Source organism: Cryobacterium suzukii, from assembly GCF_004403185.1.
In the GTDB taxonomy this organism is placed as follows: domain Bacteria; phylum Actinomycetota; class Actinomycetes; order Actinomycetales; family Microbacteriaceae; genus Cryobacterium; species Cryobacterium suzukii.
The window spans coordinates 80517-97683 of the sequence record NZ_SOHJ01000004.1; the positions used below are offsets into that span (position 1 = coordinate 80517).

Annotated in this window: 18 protein-coding genes; 6 read left to right on the forward strand and 12 right to left on the reverse strand. The window is 65.9% G+C overall.

From position 1 onward, the window contains the following. Positions 1 to 56: 56 nt before the first annotated feature. Positions 57 to 1829, forward strand: coding sequence for an acetyl/propionyl/methylcrotonyl-CoA carboxylase subunit alpha (locus tag E3T39_RS04750; RefSeq protein WP_134513593.1), 1773 nt, complete (start codon positions 57 to 59; stop codon positions 1827 to 1829). Between the two features lie 368 nt (positions 1830 to 2197). Here E3T39_RS04750 and E3T39_RS04755 read toward each other — a convergent pair whose 3' ends face one another. Continuing rightward, positions 2198 to 3634: an NAD(P)H-quinone dehydrogenase gene (locus E3T39_RS04755; protein ID WP_134513594.1), complete on the reverse strand. Its 1437-nt coding sequence runs from the start codon at positions 3632 to 3634 to the stop codon at positions 2198 to 2200. A gap of 181 nt (positions 3635 to 3815) precedes the next feature. Between E3T39_RS04755 and E3T39_RS04760 the strand changes: the two genes are divergently transcribed. Both E3T39_RS04760 and E3T39_RS04765 read left to right on the forward strand, forming a co-directional pair. Continuing rightward, complete coding sequence (locus E3T39_RS04760; protein WP_134513595.1) at positions 3816 to 4649, forward strand: purine-nucleoside phosphorylase; 834 nt, start codon at positions 3816 to 3818, stop codon at positions 4647 to 4649. 422 nt (positions 4650 to 5071) lie between these two features. Further along, on the forward strand, positions 5072 to 6757 hold the full coding sequence (locus E3T39_RS04765; protein ID WP_134513957.1) for a phospho-sugar mutase: 1686 nt from the start codon (positions 5072 to 5074) through the stop codon (positions 6755 to 6757). 407 nt (positions 6758 to 7164) lie between these two features. Here the strand turns inward: E3T39_RS04765 and E3T39_RS04770 are convergent, their stop codons facing one another. The 10 genes from E3T39_RS04770 to E3T39_RS04815 all read right to left on the reverse strand — a co-directional run bounded on the left by E3T39_RS04770 (position 7165) and on the right by E3T39_RS04815 (position 13093). After that, the gene (locus E3T39_RS04770; protein WP_134513596.1) at positions 7165 to 7857 is read right to left on the reverse strand and encodes a DUF1345 domain-containing protein; all 693 of its coding nucleotides are present in this window, start codon (positions 7855 to 7857) and stop codon (positions 7165 to 7167) included. A gap of 10 nt (positions 7858 to 7867) precedes the next feature. Further along, positions 7868 to 8101 carry a pentapeptide repeat-containing protein gene (locus E3T39_RS16540; protein ID WP_255455916.1) on the reverse strand — a complete coding sequence of 78 codons (234 nt, stop codon included), beginning with the start codon at positions 8099 to 8101 and terminating at the stop codon, positions 7868 to 7870. Next, positions 8098 to 8310: a pentapeptide repeat-containing protein gene (locus tag E3T39_RS16660; protein ID WP_134513597.1), complete on the reverse strand. Its 213-nt coding sequence runs from the start codon at positions 8308 to 8310 to the stop codon at positions 8098 to 8100. Before E3T39_RS16660 ends, E3T39_RS16540 begins: the two co-directional genes overlap by 4 nt. A gap of 86 nt (positions 8311 to 8396) precedes the next feature. Then, positions 8397 to 9449 carry an NAD(P)-dependent alcohol dehydrogenase gene (locus tag E3T39_RS04785; protein ID WP_134513598.1) on the reverse strand — a complete coding sequence of 351 codons (1053 nt, stop codon included), beginning with the start codon at positions 9447 to 9449 and terminating at the stop codon, positions 8397 to 8399. Between the two features lie 62 nt (positions 9450 to 9511). Then, a complete protein-coding gene (locus E3T39_RS04790; protein WP_134513599.1) occupies positions 9512 to 9766 on the reverse strand; it encodes a toxin-antitoxin system YwqK family antitoxin in 255 nt (84 codons plus the stop codon). A 178-nt stretch (positions 9767 to 9944) separates the two neighbouring features. Further along, positions 9945 to 10220 (reverse strand): PTS sugar transporter subunit IIB, encoded by a 276-nt coding sequence (locus E3T39_RS04795; RefSeq protein WP_134513600.1) that lies wholly within the window; start codon positions 10218 to 10220, stop codon positions 9945 to 9947. Next, a complete protein-coding gene (locus E3T39_RS04800) occupies positions 10217 to 10666 on the reverse strand; it encodes a PTS sugar transporter subunit IIA (RefSeq protein ID WP_134513601.1) in 450 nt (149 codons plus the stop codon). Before E3T39_RS04800 ends, E3T39_RS04795 begins: the two co-directional genes overlap by 4 nt. A 41-nt stretch (positions 10667 to 10707) precedes the next feature. Further along, positions 10708 to 11826 carry an adenosine deaminase gene (locus tag E3T39_RS04805; protein ID WP_134513602.1) on the reverse strand — a complete coding sequence of 373 codons (1119 nt, stop codon included), beginning with the start codon at positions 11824 to 11826 and terminating at the stop codon, positions 10708 to 10710. A gap of 202 nt (positions 11827 to 12028) precedes the next feature. Continuing rightward, complete coding sequence (locus E3T39_RS04810; protein WP_134513603.1) at positions 12029 to 12868, reverse strand: alpha/beta fold hydrolase; 840 nt, start codon at positions 12866 to 12868, stop codon at positions 12029 to 12031. A 3-nt stretch (positions 12869 to 12871) separates the two neighbouring features. After that, on the reverse strand, positions 12872 to 13093 hold the full coding sequence (locus tag E3T39_RS04815; RefSeq protein WP_134513604.1) for a hypothetical protein: 222 nt from the start codon (positions 13091 to 13093) through the stop codon (positions 12872 to 12874). Positions 13094 to 13236: 143 nt separating this feature from the next. Here E3T39_RS04815 and E3T39_RS04820 point away from each other — a divergent pair, with 143 nt between their 5' ends. From E3T39_RS04820 to E3T39_RS04830, 3 genes are all read left to right on the forward strand, one after another. Beyond that, entirely contained in the window at positions 13237 to 14097 is an 861-nt protein-coding gene (locus tag E3T39_RS04820; RefSeq protein ID WP_134513605.1) for a DUF4349 domain-containing protein, read from the forward strand. Positions 14098 to 14209: 112 nt separating this feature from the next. Beyond that, positions 14210 to 15349, forward strand: coding sequence for an acyl-CoA dehydrogenase family protein (locus E3T39_RS04825; protein ID WP_420898147.1), 1140 nt, complete (start codon positions 14210 to 14212; stop codon positions 15347 to 15349). Next, positions 15346 to 16692: a threonine/serine exporter family protein gene (locus E3T39_RS04830; RefSeq protein WP_134513606.1), complete on the forward strand. Its 1347-nt coding sequence runs from the start codon at positions 15346 to 15348 to the stop codon at positions 16690 to 16692. The genes E3T39_RS04825 and E3T39_RS04830 overlap by 4 nt, the downstream gene beginning before the upstream one ends. Positions 16693 to 16738: 46 nt before the next feature. Here E3T39_RS04830 and E3T39_RS04835 read toward each other — a convergent pair whose 3' ends face one another. After that, positions 16739 to 16984: a hypothetical protein gene (locus E3T39_RS04835; protein ID WP_134513607.1), complete on the reverse strand. Its 246-nt coding sequence runs from the start codon at positions 16982 to 16984 to the stop codon at positions 16739 to 16741. Positions 16985 to 17167 lie beyond the last annotated feature (183 nt).

A 17167-nucleotide genomic window follows, 5' to 3' on the forward strand; every position in this document is an offset into this window, starting at 1 on the left:
CTTTTTGTGGGACAGAACCAAAAAGGATGCGGCGGCGGGCAATAGGCTAAGTGATTGTGTCACTCATAACGAAGGTCCTCATCGCCAACCGAGGCGAGATCGCCGTTCGGGTCATCCGTGCCGCGAAAGACAGTGGAATTCTCTCTGTCGCCGTCTACGCCGACCAGGATCGCGACTCCCTGCACGCTCGTCTGGCCGATGAGGCGTACGGTCTCGACGGCACCACCGGCGCCGAAACGTACCTGGTCATCGACAAGATTCTCTCGATCGCCAGGCGGAGCGGCGCTGACGCCGTGCACCCCGGCTACGGCTTTCTGGCCGAGAACGCTGACTTTGCCCGCGCCGTGATCGGCGCCGGTCTGATCTGGATCGGGCCGTCGCCCGAAGCCATCGAGCAGCTCGGCGACAAGGTCTCTGCCCGCAAAATTGCCGAAAAGGTCAACGCCCCCATGGCGCCCGGCACGCTCAACCCCTGCAGCGACGCGGCCGAGGTACTCGCCTTCGTTGACGTGCACGGCCTTCCCGTGGCGATCAAGGCCGCCTTCGGCGGCGGCGGACGCGGCCTCAAGGTGGCCCGTACCCGCGACGAGGTCGCTGAAATGTTTGATTCGGCCACCCGGGAGGCCATCACAGCTTTCGGTCGCGGCGAATGCTTCGTCGAGAAGTACCTCGATTCCCCCCGCCACGTGGAGACCCAGTGCCTCGCCGACATGCACGGCAACGTCGTCGTCGTGTCGACCCGTGACTGCTCACTGCAACGCCGGCACCAGAAGCTCGTCGAAGAAGCGCCGGCCCCGTTTCTCACTGACGCGCAGCGCGACGAAATGTACCGCGCCTCCAAGGCCATCCTCAAGGAGGTCGGCTACCTCGGTGCCGGTACCTGCGAGTTTCTCATCGGCCAGGACGGAACGGTGTCGTTCCTCGAGGTCAACACGCGACTGCAAGTGGAGCACACGGTCTCCGAAGAGGTCACCGGAATTGACCTGGTCCGCGAGCAGTTCCGCCTCGCCGAGGGGGGCGAGCTCACCTATGGCGACCCCGTCGCATCCGCTCACTCGTTTGAATTTCGTATCAACGGAGAGGATGCCGGCCGTGGCTTTCTGCCAGCGCCCGGCCCGGTACACGTGTTCAAGCCCGCGGGCGGTCCCGGCGTGCGCGTCGACACCGGCGTACAGTCTGGCGACGTGATCAGCGGATCATTCGACTCACTTCTGGCCAAGCTCATTGTCACCGGCGCGACCCGCGAGGAAGCCCTCGAGCGTTCGCGCCGGGCCCTCGACGAGTTTGAGGTGGCCGGCCTGCCCACCGTGCTGCCCTTTCACCGCAAGGTTGTGCGTGATCCCGCCTTCGCTCCGACCGATGGCAAGCCGTTCACCGTCTTCACCCGCTGGATCGAGACCGAGTTTGAGAACGACATCGAACCGTGGAGCGGCAGCATGGAAGACGCCGTCGGCCAGCAGAAACGCCACAGCATCGTCGTCGAGGTAGAGGGGCGGCGCATCGAGGTCACCCTGCCCACCCGACTGTTGCCCGGCGGCGCCAGCGCCCGCTCGGTCGGCCCAGCCCCGAAGCGTCGCGGTGGCCTGCACTCCGTCGACACCGCCACCGGAGACGCCGTCAAGGCGCCGATGCAGGCGACCATCATCAAGTTGCTCGTCGCCGAAGGCGACACCGTCGTCAAGGGCGACCTGCTGCTCGTACTCGAGGCCATGAAGATGGAGCAGCCCCTCGTCGCCCACCGCGACGGCACCGTGGGTAGCGTCGCTGCCACCGTGGGCGAAACGGTCTCCTCCGGCAGCGTGCTGCTGACGGTCTCCGACGCCGCCTAACCTTTCGCGCCGGCTCCTTGTTTTTCGAGACTGGGCCGCGGAAACCGGGTAATCCGCTCCTCGCTCAAACATTGCGATGTTGCGGGGCCCCGCGCGAAAAGCGTGCGCAGAGCCCCAACAACGCAAAACTCACAACCCCGCGGAAAACCCGGCCCCCACGGCTGCTCACAGGCATTGCCCCGCGTTCACCTGCGCGAGCTATCTGTGGAACCGGGTGGGGGCAGGGTATTCGCGGGGTGACGAGTTATGCCGGTTTCAGGAACGGATCCGAACGCCTTTCTCGGATTTGTTCCTGAAAACCGGCATTGTTCGAGCTGAGGAGCGGATGCCCTGCCCCCGACCCCGTCTACGAAACCCTGCTGCGAGAGCTAGAGGACGACGTGCATGGCGCGCGCGGCATCCGTTATGGAGCCGGTGAGCGAGGGGTAGACCGGGAAGGTGCGCGCGACCTCGTCGACGGTGAGCCGGTGTTCGACGGCCAGGGCGAGCGGGAAGATGAGCTCGCTGGCTTTCGGGGCCACGATGACGCCGCCGATGACCGTGCCGCTGCCGGTGCGGGCGAACAGCTTCACGAAGCCGTCCTTGATTCCCATCATTTTCGCCCGCGGGTTCGATGAAAGCGGCAGCTTGTAGATCTCGCCCTGGGCGAGTCCATCTTCGATCTGCTTCTGGGTGTAGCCGACGGTGGCGATTTCGGGCTGGGTGAAGATGTTCGCGGCAACGTTGCGAATCTCGATCGGATTGACCGTGTCCCCCATGGCGTGGAATACCGCGGTGCGGCCCATCATGGACGCAACGGATGCCAGCGGAATCTCGGTCGTGCAGTCGCCGGCCGCGTAGATGTTTGGAATCGAGGTGCGTGCGACCCGGTTGACCTGGATATGTCCGGATTCGGTGACCTGCACGCCGGCCTGCTCGAGGCCGATGTTGGCGGTGTTGGGAATGGAGCCGACGGCGATGAGGCAGTGGCTGCCCTCGACCGTGCGTCCGTCTTCGAGCGCCGCAACGACGCCGGTCTTAGTGCGCTCGACCGAGGAAGCACGTGACTTGGAAAGCACCGTCATGCCGTTGCGCTTGAAGACGTTCTCGATGACGTTGGCGGCGTCGGCGTCTTCACCGGGCAGAACCTGATCACGACTGGAGATCAGAGTGACCTTCGCGCCGAGGGCGCGGTAGGCCGAGGCGAACTCGGCGCCGGTGACGCCAGAGCCCACCACGATGAGGTGTTCGGGAATGGCCTTGAGGTTGTAGAGCTGGGTCCAGGTGAGGATGCGGTCACCGTCTGGCAGCGCTGATGACAGCACGCGCGGGCTGGCGCCCACGGAGACGACGAGGGTGTCGGCGTCGATGCGGTCGAAGTCGGTGGCGGTTGAGTCGCCGGAGGTGGCGACGATGATGCCGGTGGTGCCATCGAGGCGGCCGTGGCCCTGCACGTAGCGCACCCCGGCGCGAATGAGGGTGGCCTTCATGTCTTCGGACTGCTGGCGGGCGAGGCCGAGCAGTCGTTTGTTCACGGCGGCCAGGTTGATGGCCACCTCGGGCCGCAGGGGCTTGCCGGTTTCGCCGCGCACGAAGAACTGCACACCGAGGTCGGTCGCCTCACCGATCGAGTTCGAGGCCTCGGCCGTGGCGATGAGGGACTTGGAGGGAACAACATCCGTTATCACGGCGGAACCGCCGACACCGACGCTTTCAATGAGGGTGACATCGGCACCCTGTTGTGCTCCGGCGATGGCCGCTTCGTATCCGCCGGGCCCACCGCCTAGTACTGCGATGCGCTGCTTGCGTTCGAACTCATAGGCCATGTACTCCATTCTCTCAAGGCGCGCAGCCCCCGCCAAACCGGTTTATCGACCGTACAGCCCGCTTGTCCCCGTAAAAGAGCGAAATCGAGCCGAATGGTCGTCTTGGTGCCCTTTCGGCGCGCCGACGAGCAGAATTCGCTCAGAATCTCCGTGCCCAAGGTGAGGGTTCTAGAGTAGTGAAATGTTCACGAACGAGATCAACCCGTTAGACCTGCCCGAAACGGATCCGTTTGAGGCAGCGCAGTCGGCCGCCGCCGAGATCGCCGGCATCACGGGAGTTCCCCGGCACGACATCGCTCTAACGCTCGGCAGTGGCTGGGCCAGGGCCGCCGACCTGATCGGCGAGACCACCCACACGGTGTCCGCCGCAGACATCACGGGGTTCAGCGCCCCCGCCCTCGCCGGCCATGCCGGCACCCTGCGCTCCATTCTGCTTCCCAGCGGCAAGCGCGCGCTCGTGATCGGCGCCCGCACGCACTACTACGAGGGCCACGGTGTCCGCCGGGTCGTGCACAGCGTGCGCACGGCGGCGGCGACCGGAGCAACGACGATGATCCTGACCAACGGGGCCGGCGGCATCCGTGAATCGTGGACGCCGGGCACCCCGGTGCTCATCAGCGACCACATCAACCTGACCGGCGATTCTCCGGTCGAGGGCGCGAACTTTGTCGATTTGACCGACCTGTACTCGATGCGGCTGCGCGATCTCGCGCGCAGCATCGACCCAACGCTCGATGAGGGCGTGTACTGCCAGTTTCGCGGGCCTCACTACGAGACACCCGCCGAAGTTCAGATGGCCAAGGTGATCGGTGGCCAGATGGTGGGGATGTCTACCGCGCTCGAGGCCATCGCGGCCCGGCAGTCCGGAATGGAAGTGCTCGGCTTCTCGCTCATCACCAACCTCGCCGCCGGCATTCAGAAGACCCCACTCAGCCACGGCGAAGTCATTGAGGCCGGCGCGCTGGCCGAACCGGTGATCAGCGCACTCCTCGCTCGGATCGTGGCCGCGCTGTGACCGGCCCCGACCGCCCCGACGCGGCTCATCCCGATAGCAACGACGAGCGGCCGACCGAGCGCACCGGCGGTCGCCATTCCGGCCCGCCAGCGGATGCCGCGCCGCCAGCCACTCCGGATGCCGCGCCGCAGGTCCCGCCGCCATCCACCCCGGATGCCGCGCCGCAGGCCCCCGACGCGGACACGGCTGATGAGATCCACACTCCAACCCGCGCCCTGCCGATAGTGCACGACCCTGACGACGCCTCCGAACCCACTGTCGCAATTTCGACGATCGTGCACAACAGCGATGATGACGGCTCCGAACCGACCGTTGCCATTTCGACGATCACGTCCGACGGCGCGTCGAGCAGTGACGACGAGCTCGCGACCGCGCCCGTCGCGCACGAGACACCGGAGACTCCGACCGATCGCACCGCCGCTCTGCTGCAGGCCGCTCGGGCCTGGCTGAACCAGGATCCAGACCCGGAGACGCAGGCGCAACTTCGCGCTTTGATCAACGCCGTCGACGACGGCGATACCGCTGCCCTGTCCAATCTGCACTCGCGGTTCGACACCCGGCTCGCGTTCGGCACGGCCGGGCTGCGCGGCGAGATCTCCGCCGGACCGAACCGCATGAACCGCGTGCTGGTCTCCCAGGCCGCTGCCGGCCTCGCCACCTACCTGCGCCGGCGTGCCGCCCCCGGCGTCACGCCGTCGGTGGTCATCGGCTACGACGGACGCAAGAACTCCCAGGTCTTCGCGACCGACACGGCGGCGATCATGGCCGGAGCGGGGGTGCGCGCCATCCTCTTGCCGCGTCTGCTCCCGACTCCGGTGCTCGCCTTCGCGGTGCGGCATCTCGACGCGAGCTGCGGCGTGATGGTGACTGCCTCGCATAATCCTCCGAACGACAACGGCTACAAGGTGTACCTGGGCGGCGCGAACAATGGCGCGCAGATCGTCTCCCCCGACGACAAGGCCATCTCAGTGGAGATTCTGCGCGTGGCTGCCGATGAGCACGTGCCGCACCTGCCACGCGGAAGCTATGAAACCGCCGAGGAAGACGTCGTGCACGCTTACATCGCGGCGACGGCCGGCATCGCCCATACGCCCCGCGCGCAGGTGAACGCGGTGTACACAGCCATGCACGGCGTGGGTTGGGACACCACGCGTCGGGTGTTGGAGAAGGCCGGATTCGACCTGCCAACCCTCGTCGATGCCCAGATCGCGCCGGACGCTGCTTTTCCGACCGTTGCCTTTCCAAATCCGGAAGAACCCGGCGCCCTGGACCTTGCCTACGAGAGCGCGCGCGAGGTGGGCGCTGAGCTCATCATCGCCAACGATCCGGATGCCGACCGCCTCGCCGTGGCAATACCTGACCTGTCCAGTGCGAGTGGGTACCGCCGACTCAGCGGCAACGAGGTCGGCGCGATTCTTGGTTGGCGGGCGGCCGCCATGGCTCCGGCGACCGATCCCGACGCTCTGCCCCCCGTCGAGGCCGGCACTCTGGCCTGCTCGATCGTGTCGTCGCCGGCGCTGCATGCCGTCGCGGATGCCTACGGCCTGCGCTTCACAGAAACCCTCACCGGCTTCAAATGGGTGTCCCGGGTACCCAACCTGGTTTACGGGTTCGAAGAGGCGCTCGGCTATCTGGTCAACCCGGGTACCGTACGCGATAAGGATGGGATCTCAGCCGCAGTGGCGCTGCTCTCGCTGGTGAGCGACCTCAAGGCGGAGGGAACGACCCTCGCCCGCTATCTCGACCTGTTCAGCGAGAAATTCGGGCACTTCGCCTCTGGGCAGATCTCGGTGCGGGTTTCAGAAGTATCAACGATCGCTCTGGTCATGACGCGCCTGAGGGAATCCCCACCCACCCACGTCGGACGCATTCGCGTCGACGAAATCGATGACTTTCGGTGGGGGCTGGGCGCGCTGCCGCCGAGCGATGTGTTGCGCATCCGCTTGACCGACGGATCACGCGTGATGGTGCGCCCGAGCGGTACCGAGCCGAAACTCAAGGTGTACATCGACACCCGCTGCACGGTCGGAACCCTGGTGGAGCGTCGTTCCGCCGCGCAGGCCGCTCTCGACGAGCTCGATCGGGGAATGCGGGCGCTGATCGCGTAGGTGGCGGCCTCCGCTTCGCCGAGCCGTGAGTTTCGTTGGCCGAGCCGTGAGTTTACGGCCAATTTTCGGGAAAAATGCGTCAAGACTCACGGCTCGGCGACCGCGAGGACCGGGAACTCACGGCTCGAGCGGATGGCGCGGGGCGGCGCGGCGCTCTCTCGAGAGTGGGTATATCCGCTCACGGAGTTGGCGCTGATCGGGCTGGTGGGGCTGGTGGGGCATCCGCTTGAATCGCCGACGGGGGCGGTCTGGACACGGGGGCCCATCCAATCGCCGGGCCCACCTTTCGACCGTGGGCCCAGGTTATAAACTGGGCCCACGGCTCGGGCCCGGGCCCCGTCCGCGTCCCCGCCCCGCCCCGCCCGCGGCAGCAGTGGCGGCGGCAGCGATGGGGCTGGATGGCGGGGCTATCCGAGCAGGGAGACCGCTCGGGCGATGACCAGTGCCAGTAGCACGAAGCCTCCGAACGACTCGAGCGCCATGAGGCCCTTCGCGCGCAGCGAAAGCGGCATCGCATCGGTCGGGCTGAACGCCATGGAGTTGGACAGCGAGAAATACACGTAGTCGAAATACGACGCGACCCAGCCGATGCGCAGCGACGAGCGGGCGGCGACCTCCTCGATGGCGTCGTGGTCTTCGTCCTGCGGAAAGCGAAAGTCGGCCGGGGGAAAGTCCGCGCGGTCGGCATGCCGCCTTGAGACCGGGCCGCCGCGGTCAAGTTCCCAATAGACCAGGGCAAACGCGATGACGTTGGTCACCCACACCTGCAGGGCAGCGAGCAATAAGGTTGGGCCGTCATTCTTGTCGCCCGAGGTGAGCTGGATCACGAGCTGAACGAGCGCGACCTCGTTGGCCACGACCAGCAGGAACGCCTGGCCGGTGGCGATAATTCTCGACCAGCGGGTCTCGCGGTGCAACCGGTGCGGGTTCAGAGCGATGAGCGGGATCAGCATGGCGAGTCCGATGGCGACGACCGTGTAGCGCAGGCCGGGCAGGAACGTGCTCGGCAGCGTGGCGTACAGCGAGAGCGCGATGAGCAGCCCGAGTACGGCCGGCCAGCGATGTTCGGCCCTCGCGCCCTGCTTCACGCTGTCGCTCATGCCGCTGAGCTTAGGCCCGTCCCGCTGTGCTCGGGTCGGCGCCGCGCAAGTGGGCCCCGCGCCAGTCCACGCCGCGCCAGTCAGCCCCGCGCCAGTCAGCCCCGCGTAAGTCAACGCCACTCGAGTCGGCGCCGCGCCAGTCAACGCCACTCAAATCGGCCCCGCGCAAGTCGGCCCCGCGCCAGTCGGCCCCCCGTAAATCAACGCCACTCGAGTCGGCGCCGCGCCAGTCAACGCCACTCAAATCGGCCCCACGCCGGTCGGCCCGCGCCAGTCAGCCCCACTCAGGTCGGCGTCGCTCAGGTCAGCCCCGCGCCGGTCAGCCCCACCCAAGTCAGCGCCACCCCGTGCGCACTGAGCAGCGGCGGGTCGTTGCGTCCCGGACTCGTGCGCGCCCCCATCCTCTTCGCCGAGCCGTGAGTATTGTTCGCCGAGCCGTGAGTTTGCGGTCATTTTTTGCGAGAATCGCCTCAAAGCTCACGGCTCGGCGACCGCGACGACCGAAAACTCACGGCTCGGCGAGCGGATGCTGCGGCGGTCTAGTGAGCGAGGTGCGGCACGACTACAGCCCGACCGGAGAGTTCGCCGGCTTCGAGCTTGCGATACGCCTCGAGGGCGTCTTCCATGGCGAAGATCTCGACGTCGGGCGTGATCTGCCCGGCCTTGTACATGGCCACCACCTCGTACAGATCCTCGATGGTGCCCCAGTAGGTATTCGTCAGGGTTGACTCGTAGGGACTGGTGAAGAAGGACCACTCGTACTTTCCCCCGGCAATCCCCACGACGGTCAGGCGTGACTTCGTGGCCATGACCGAGGAGGCGAGGGCGATGGTCGGTGCGATTCCTACGAAATCGAAGGCGGCGTCGACGCCACGACCACCGGTGATTTCCCGGATCTTCGCGGCCTGATCCGGGCCGCTCTCTACCGTGATGGCGCCGTGTGCTCGCGCGCGGGTCATGGCATCCGCTTTGGAATCGGTGGCGATCACGGTAGCGCCAGTGAGCGCGGTGAGGATCTGCACGGCAACCTGGCCGAGCCCGCCCAGCCCCACGACGAGAGCGAACTTTCCGCCGCCGGCGAGGTTGGGAAGGGAATTCTTGATCGCGTGATAGGGGGTGAGACCCGCGTCCGACAGCGGCGCGGCCTTGATTGGATCGGCATCCCCGAGTGGCACCAGGTTGCGTGCCGGCACCACAATGTACTCGGCCATACCGCCATCGCGGCCCAGACCGGACGCCAGGTACGGCATCGTGGCGGCATTCGCGCAGTAGGTGTCTTCCCCGCGGGAGCACGCCACGCAGTGGCCGCAGCCGATCGGACCGTACACGAGGAATGCGTCCCCGAGAGCGATTCCCTCGACTCCCTCACCCAGCTCTTCAGCCCAGCCGGAGTTTTCGTGGCCGAGCACATAGCTCGGCGCAAGCTGTGGGGGCGCTGTTGCTGTCTCGAAATCCTTGTACACGGCAACATCTGAGTGGCAGGCACCCGCACCGGCCACCTTCAGGAGCACTTCACCCGGGCCTGGTGTTGGCTTATCGATGTCTTTCAAAGTTGGGAAGGTCTTCCAAGCCTCGAATACGACGGCGCGCATGTTCTCTTCTTTCCAAGTCGGGACGTGTAAACGCAACCCACTGTATCGCCCGTCGCTTGGCTCTATCCCGTCGCGGGGGGCGGCTTCAGCTGGGTGGTCTTGTGCGGTTCGCTGCTGCGGTTATACGTAATCCACTCGCCGACCTGCACGCTGTGGGAGAAATAGCCCGAGCGCATCTTCGAGCCGTCCTTGCGAAACCATTCCCAGTACCCCTCGAGTTCACCATTGACCCGGTGCCCGGTGGCCTTGATCCCGCCGTCAGCGTAGCGCTCGGTGTGTTCGCCGCCGGGCCTGTGGTCGTCGTTCAGTTGCGGCATCTGTTCGCCTCCGCCTGGTCGAGAATCTCGTGCAGCAGTCGGATGGCATTGGCAAAGTGCGGCATCCGTTTGGCGGGCCCACCTTGGGAACGCGGGCCCAGTTTATAAGCTGGGCCCACGTTCATAAGGTGGGCCCGGGACTCGCGCGGGGCAGGAACCCGGAACGTGTGCGGGCGGGCTAGGAACCCAGCGCGATCTCGAGCTTGACGACCAGTTCGTCGACATCGAAGTAGTTGTTGATGACGATGACGTCGGCGTTGGTCTTGCCGATCGCGTCGACGAGTTCAGACGAGGTCAGAATGACCTGGGCGTCGGCCGCGGCGGCGCGCACGCCGGCGACATCCGTAGCCTGCACACTCGCATCGATCTCGAGGCGTTCGAGCGCGCGCTCCGCATTGACTTTGAGAATGGCCGACGTGCCCAGGCCCATACCGCACATCACGACGATCTTCATGAGGCGGTCGTCCCGAACACGCTCTGCACGAACTCGGCGGTGGTCGCGCCGGCCAGAGCCGGAATCACCGTCGGGTCGTTGAACACGTTGGCGAGTTCCGCGACGAACTGCAGGTGGTCGTCGGCACTGGTAACGGCCAGGCCGACAATTACGCTGACCGGGTCGTTGTGTGGGTGCCCGAAGGCGACGGGCTCGGCGAGGGTGACGACGCAGAGTCCGTCCATGAGAACATCCGCTCCCGGGCGGGCATGCGCGAGCGCCAGGCCGGGCGCGATCACGATGTAGGCACCGAATTCGCGAATCACTTCGATCATGCGCTCGGTATAAGCGGATGTGGCGGCGCCGGAACGCACGAGGGCGTCACCGGCCGCCGTGATGGCGGCCGGCCAGCCGTCGGCGTGCGCGCCGATCGTGATGGCGTCGAGCGGGAGGTGAGGCAGTGGCATGATTTCTTTCGGTTCTGCGGGTGGTGCTGGGTGCGCCGGCGTCAGGCGTCGCCGAAGCCGGCTTCGATGGCCTCGACCAGCTCTTCGCGGTCTTCGAGCGGCAGGAACGCCGCGTTGGCCGCGTTGAGCTGGAAGATCTCGAGGTCGCCGAGGTCGTAGCCGAAGGCGTCGGAGAGCAGGGCGAGTTCCTGGGTGAGGGTGGTGTCGCTCATCAGGCGGTTGTCGGTGTTGACGGTGACCTTGAAGCCGAGCTGGTAGAGCAGGTCGAATGGGTGGTCGAACAGCTCCTCGCCCCAGGCGGCGACCGCTCCGGTCTGCAGGTTCGAGGAGGGGCTGAGTTCGAGCGTGATCTCACGATCGCGCACCCACTGGGCGACCGGGCCGAGGGTGACGAAGGTGTTCTCGTCGTCCTGGCGTTCGATGGTGACGTCTTCGGCGAGTCGCACGCCGTGGCCGAGGCGCAATGCGCGGCCGTCGAACAGTGCGCCGCGAATGCTGTCGAGGCCGTCGGCCTCGCCGGCGTGCACGGTGACCGGCATGAATTCGCGGGCGAGCAGGTCGAAGGCCGCGCGGTGGTTGCCGGCCGGGAAGCCGGCTTCCGCGCCGGCGATGTCGAAGCCGACGACGCCGTCGAAGCGGTAGCGCACGGCGAGTTCGGCGATTTCGAGGCCGCGGTTCGCGTGGCGCATGGCGGTGATGAGCTGGCCGATACGGATACTGCGGCCCGACTCTTCGACGTTCTCGATGCCGGCTTCGATACCGTCCTGCACGGCTTCGACGACCTCGTTGAGGGTGAGGCCGCGGGCCAGGTGCTGCTCGGGAGCCCAGCGAATCTCACCGTAGATGACGCCGTCGTCGGCGAGATCCTCGACGAATTCGCGGGCAACCCGACTGAGGCCCTCGCGGGTCTGCATCACCGCGGTGGTGACGTCGAAGGTCTTGAGGTATTCCACGAGCGAGCCAGCGTTGGACTGGTCCGAGAACCATTCACCGAGCGCGGCGGCATCCGTTGTGGGAAGCACGAATCCGATGGAGTCGGCCAGCTCAATGATGGACTGCGGGCGCAGACCGCCGTCGAGGTGGTCGTGCAACGAAACCTTGGGCAGGGTGTTGATGCTCGTGCCGCCGCCGGGCATGAGGAATTCCTCGATCACAGTCATACGAACAAGCTCCTCGATACGGGGGCGGATGTGAACTACAACCGCGCGCCCAGCTTATCGGAGCGGCTCTGGGCGGACCATGAGAAATACGGCCAGCGGATGCCGCCCCTCGCGTCAACCCCGCGGCACCCGCCCCGCCGGCACAGGGCCAGGGCCCCGTAAGCACGAGAGCTCACGGGCGTGACCGACCCCGCGGCAGAGTTCAGCTGTCGATGACTTTTACGAGCACCCGGGCCAGGCGCTTCCGAATGATGTGGTCGTTGGCCTCGACGCGGTGCATGGTGACGTGGCGCATCCGCTCGATAATGGTCATGCTGCCCTGCGCGATGAACGCGTCGAGCGCTCCGTAGATCACGTCGACCGGCACCGTGAGGCTCGCGATGTCACTCACCACTGTCTGCGATTCGATACAGTGCTCCATCGATTTGATGAAGGGTGTCCAGGTCTTCTCGGTGAGTTCAAAGATGCCCTTGGGCAGCAGGCGCGACATGATCGCGGCGTTGACGAGCGTGAATTCCTTGTTGGCGCGCAGAAAATCGTAGGCGCGCAGGTATGCGCTGACCCGCGCCTTGACCCGCGGATCGCCGATGTCGCTCGGTGAGACGTAGACCGGCGGACCGACCAGGACCATGCGCGACACCGATCCGCGACCGGCCAGACGCCGCCAGAATGTCGCGACAAGGCCGTGTCGCTCCATCGCCGCGTAGCGCGTGCTGATCAGGCTGCCCAGCGAGTGGCCGACGAGGACGAACGGCTCGCGCAACTTCAGCGAGCGGATGGTCGCGGCCAGGGCCCCGACATGATCCTCCAGTCGGTATTCACAACCGTCCGGCGCCGGCGACTGACCGAAGCCCAGAATATCCACGGCAATCACGCGATGGTTCGTCGTCAGCAGCGGAATCACCTCGTAGAAGGTGACCGAGGACGACGCGATGCCGTGCACCAGGATGACGACCGGGCCGGTGCCGGCATCCGTTGCTACGTGCAAAAGCGGTGGGCGGGACCGACGCGTCGTGCGCATCCGTTCCGCCCACCAGGTCATGCGCTAATTATCGTCGCGCAGTCTAGCCTTGAAGTCATTTTTAGCCTCGGTCGCATTGCGTTCGGCTTCAGCATGCTTCACGTCGCCCTCGGCCTGCTTCACCTTGGCGTCGGCTTTGGCCTCGTCGGCCTTGTCATCCATGCGGTCCTTGGCGTCGTCCACTGCCCGACCGATCTTCTTGCCGGTGGCATCGAGTGCATCTTTGGCATTGTCTACAAATCCCATGTTGTCCTCCTGATCGTGTGTGCGGTCGGGTTGAACCGCCGATTCCATGACCATACTTCGGGGGCTAGCCGCCGAGTCCCAATTGTGATCCGACTCCCAGACTGCCCCCAGTCAGCAACGCCAGGGCGCTCATAAAGTGAGGTATGAGACGAACCTGGGGTGTCATCGCGGTGCTTGTGACGACCGTGTTGCTGGCGGGGTGCACGGCGAACAGCGGTTCGCTGAGCACGGACTCGTCGGGGAGCATTTCCGGCGGGGTCGTTCCCGCTGAGGGTGACCAGGCGGCCGACGAAAGCGTGGTCACCGGCAGCACCGGCGACGTGAAGACCGCGAACCGCGACGTCATCACCACCGGTTCGCTCTCGATCACCGCCACGGACCCGGTGAAAGCAAGCGAATCCGCCGTCACCATCACCGAACAGGCTGGCGGACGGGTCGACAGCCGCAGCGAAAACCCGGCCACCCCCAGTCAGCCGGCCAGCGCAAATCTCACCCTGCGCATTCCGTCCGACGAACTCGACCGTACCCTGGCCGATCTGAAGAAGCTCGGCACCCTCAACTTTGTGACGCTCGCCGCCCAGGATGTGACGCAGCAGAGCCAGGACCTCGACGCTCGCATCACCGCGCTGACCACCTCGGTCGACCGGCTGCTCGCGCTGATGGCCTCCGCGACGACGACGACAGACCTCATCAGCATCGAAAGCGCGCTGTCGAGCCGGCAGGGTGAGCTGGAAAGCCTGCAGTCCCAGCGCGACTTTCTCGCTGACCAGATCGACTACTCGACCCTGCAGCTCGAACTAGTCTCGGAGGGCACCATCGCCGCGAGTGGCCCCGACAACTTCTGGACCGGTATCACGGTCGGCTGGACCGCCCTCGTCGCAGCCCTCGGCGGCCTGCTGATCGGCCTCGGGGTGGCCCTGCCCTGGCTCGTCGTACTGGCGATTTTCGGGGCAATTGTGTTGCTTATCGTGCGGTTGTTCACACGCCGGCGAAAGGCTGCATAGGCTTGTCTATGTGACCGAGTTTCTTCCTGCTTTAGCCCTGCCCGAAACGCCTCCGGCAGCGCCCGTTTCTGTACCCACAAGCGACCAAAACGAGCCGCTTCTTTCTGACCAGATCCTGGCTGGCATCCGCTCGCGGGCTGCCGGTTATGACCAGGCCAACACGTTCTTCTCCGACGACCTTGAGGAGCTCGTCGCCGCCGGTTATCTGCGTGCCCTCGTGCCGACCCGGTTCGGCGGACTCGGCCACACCCTGGCGCAGACCGCGCGCGCGCAAACCCGGCTCGCCGCATACGCCCCGGCCACCGCTCTCGGGGTGAACATGCACCTGATCTGGACGGGAGTCGCTGCGAGCCTCTACGCCCAAGGCGATCACTCGCTCGATTTTCTGCTCGAGGAGGCCGGCCGCGGCGAAATCTTCGCCTTCGGCGTGAGCGAACCCGGCAACGACCTCGTCCTATTCGGTTCGACAACGGATGCCATCCCCCAGCCAGACGGCGGCTACCGGTTCACCGGCACCAAGGTTTTCACCTCCCTCTCCCCCGTCTGGACAAGGCTCGGCACCCTGGGCCTCGATTCTTCCGACCCGGACGACCCTGCGATCGTCTGGGCTTTTCTCGATCGTGCGGATGCCGGCATCCACTCAAAAGACGACTGGGATACCCTCGGCATGCGCGCCAGCCAGAGCCAGAGCACCGTGCTCAACGGTGCGCTGGCCCGCCCCGACCGGGTCGTGCGCCGGCTGCCAGTCGGCCCGAACGGCGACCCGCTCGTCGCCGGCATCTTCGCCAACTTTGAGATCCTGCTCAGTGCGGTGTACACCGGTATCGGCCAGCGTGCGCTCGAACTCGCCGTCGCTGGCGCGCACCGACGTACATCGCGGAGGAACGACGGGCGCACGCACGCGCAGGATCCGGTGGCACGCTGGCGGGTGGGCGAACTCGTCATTGCGATGGACGGCATCTACCCGCAGATCGATGCCCTCGCTCGCGCGGTTGACGAGCGTTCATTCACGGTCGGTCCGGCCTGGTTTGCCCAGCTGTCCGGCCTCAAGTATCGGGCCACCCAGAACGCCAAGTTTGTCGTCGATACCGCAGTGCAGGTCGCGGGCGGCTCCGCCTTCAACGCAAGCTCCGAACTCGCGCGGCTGTACCGCGATGTGCTCGCGGGCTTCTTCCACCCCTCCGACGCGGACTCCGCGCACGCGACCGCCGCCGCATCCGCCCTCGGCCCAATTGATTTGCGCACCTCATGAGTTTCAGCAAAACCACCGCCATCTCGCTCGACCACTCCGGCTACACCCGCGCGGTGCTCGACCTCACCATGCGCCTCGCCGAGGTCATCTTCACCGCCGGTGCCGGCGCCGAAGATGCGACCGCCGCCATGATCGCGCTCACCAGGGCCTACGGGCTCAAGGGCACCGACGCCAATATCACGCACACGACCATCACGCTCACGCAGGAAGATGCGTTGACGCACGAGTCGATCATTCGCAGCCGCAACGTGAAGTACCGCACGCTGGACTACTCCAAGCTCACCGCGACGTCGGAGCTCATCGCCGACATCATCGAGAAGCCGATCGAGGTCGCCGAAGCCCGAAAAATTCTGGCGACGATCGTGAGCTCCAAGCCGCAGGTGCCTAAGCAGTGGCGCCGCATCGGCTGGAGCCTGGTCGGAACGGGCGCCGCGGTACTCATCGGCGCCGGGCCCACGGTGATCATCGCCGCGTTCATCGCCACCTGGATCATTGACTGGATCACTTCGGTGCTTGACCATCGCCAGGTTCCGCTGTTCTATCAGACCGTCGTGGGGGGCGCGATCGGCCCGATCGTCGCCGCGATCGTCGGGCTGATCGATCCCACGGCGAACCCCTCTCTCGTGGTCGTCGCGACCATCATTATGCTTCTGGCCGGAGTGACCACGTTCGGCGCCGTGCATGACACGCTGTCGGGGTTCTATCTCACCGGCACCGCCCGAATGGTGGAGGCCCTGCTCATCACGGCCGGTCTGGTTACCGGGGTGTCCGGTTCTGCGCTGTTCCTGGCCCGCTTCGGGCTGTTGCTCGAGATCGATTCGAACCCGATCGTCACGCTCGGCGTTCTGCCGGTGCTGCTCGTGGCAGCGATCGTGATCGTGATCGGGTTTGCGCTCGCCGTGCAGGTACCGTGGCGTGCGGTCTGGGTGGTCTGCGTGCTTGGTGCCCTCGCCGAATTTTTGTTCGTCGCGGCCCTGGCCGCAGGCTTCGGAATGGTGTGGGCTTCGGCGGCGAGCGCCCTCGGCGTCGGGCTGCTAGCCGCTGTTACCGCCCGCATCGTGCGTACCCCGCCGCTGGTCATCATGGTGACGGCTCTCGTGCCGCTGGTGCCAGGACTCACCCTGTTTCGCGGGCTGCTCATGCTGTCGGAAGGCGACATCAACGGGCTGCTTTCCCTGCTCACGGCTGCGGGTATCGCCATGGCCCTGGCGGCCGGCGCCCTGCTGTCGCAGTACATTGTGCAGATCGTGTGGGGCCCGGCTCGCCGGCTTCAGCGCCGCTTCGTCGGGCCGCTCATGGCCCTGCCGGTGCGGCTCGGCCGGGACTCCACCAAGCGCATCTAGCGCGGTGCGGCATCCGCTTTCAGAGCGGATGCCGCGGTCCCACCGATCAGTTGGGAACATCGGCCTCGCCGCCGGAATCGGCCACGTCTTCCTCGACGAAGCGGTACGGAATGGGCTCATCGGTCTCGCGGCCGCGCTTGTAGGTGCGCGTGATCGTTTCGGTGTCTTCGACCGCCTCGAGCACGATGACGTCCTGGTAGTCACCGTCGATGTATTCCAGCTCCACCTCGGTTCCGGCGGCGATCGGGTTGGGTCCAAAGAGTACTGCCCGGTAGGTGGCGCTATGGCTCATGACGGTGACCTTTCAACGAGATAACGGTTCAGTAGAGCGTCAGCATACGACACACCGGCAGTGGGTGCACAGGTCTTCTGCCCAGTTGACCGGTTCGGCCGCGACGATCGGAGACCCGAGATGACGTTTGCGGCAAATCCGCGTATTCTCAAGGTGACGGGGCCCCACGGCTCGGCGCGAAGG

Bases quoted from the DNA above. Each gene is read 5' to 3' on its own strand.
- E3T39_RS04755 (WP_134513594.1), bottom strand. From the start codon at position 3,634: ATGGCCTATGAGTTCGAACGCAAGCAGCGCATCGCAGTACTAGGCGGT.
- E3T39_RS04760 (WP_134513595.1), top strand. From the start codon at position 3,816: ATGTTCACGAACGAGATCAACCCGTTAGACCTGCCCGAAACGGATCCG.
- E3T39_RS04770 (WP_134513596.1), bottom strand. From the start codon at position 7,857: ATGAGCGACAGCGTGAAGCAGGGCGCGAGGGCCGAACATCGCTGGCCG.
- E3T39_RS16660 (WP_134513597.1), bottom strand. From the start codon at position 8,310: ATGACCGCAAACTCACGGCTCGGCGAACAATACTCACGGCTCGGCGAA.
- E3T39_RS04785 (WP_134513598.1), bottom strand. From the start codon at position 9,449: ATGCGCGCCGTCGTATTCGAGGCTTGGAAGACCTTCCCAACTTTGAAA.
- E3T39_RS04790 (WP_134513599.1), bottom strand. From the start codon at position 9,766: ATGCCGCAACTGAACGACGACCACAGGCCCGGCGGCGAACACACCGAG.
- E3T39_RS04795 (WP_134513600.1), bottom strand. From the start codon at position 10,220: ATGAAGATCGTCGTGATGTGCGGTATGGGCCTGGGCACGTCGGCCATT.
- E3T39_RS04800 (WP_134513601.1), bottom strand. From the start codon at position 10,666: ATGCCACTGCCTCACCTCCCGCTCGACGCCATCACGATCGGCGCGCAC.
- E3T39_RS04805 (WP_134513602.1), bottom strand. From the start codon at position 11,826: ATGACTGTGATCGAGGAATTCCTCATGCCCGGCGGCGGCACGAGCATC.
- E3T39_RS04810 (WP_134513603.1), bottom strand. From the start codon at position 12,868: ATGACCTGGTGGGCGGAACGGATGCGCACGACGCGTCGGTCCCGCCCA.
- E3T39_RS04815 (WP_134513604.1), bottom strand. From the start codon at position 13,093: ATGGGATTTGTAGACAATGCCAAAGATGCACTCGATGCCACCGGCAAG.
- E3T39_RS04820 (WP_134513605.1), top strand. From the start codon at position 13,237: ATGAGACGAACCTGGGGTGTCATCGCGGTGCTTGTGACGACCGTGTTG.
- E3T39_RS04830 (WP_134513606.1), top strand. From the start codon at position 15,346: ATGAGTTTCAGCAAAACCACCGCCATCTCGCTCGACCACTCCGGCTAC.
- E3T39_RS04835 (WP_134513607.1), bottom strand. From the start codon at position 16,984: ATGAGCCATAGCGCCACCTACCGGGCAGTACTCTTTGGACCCAACCCG.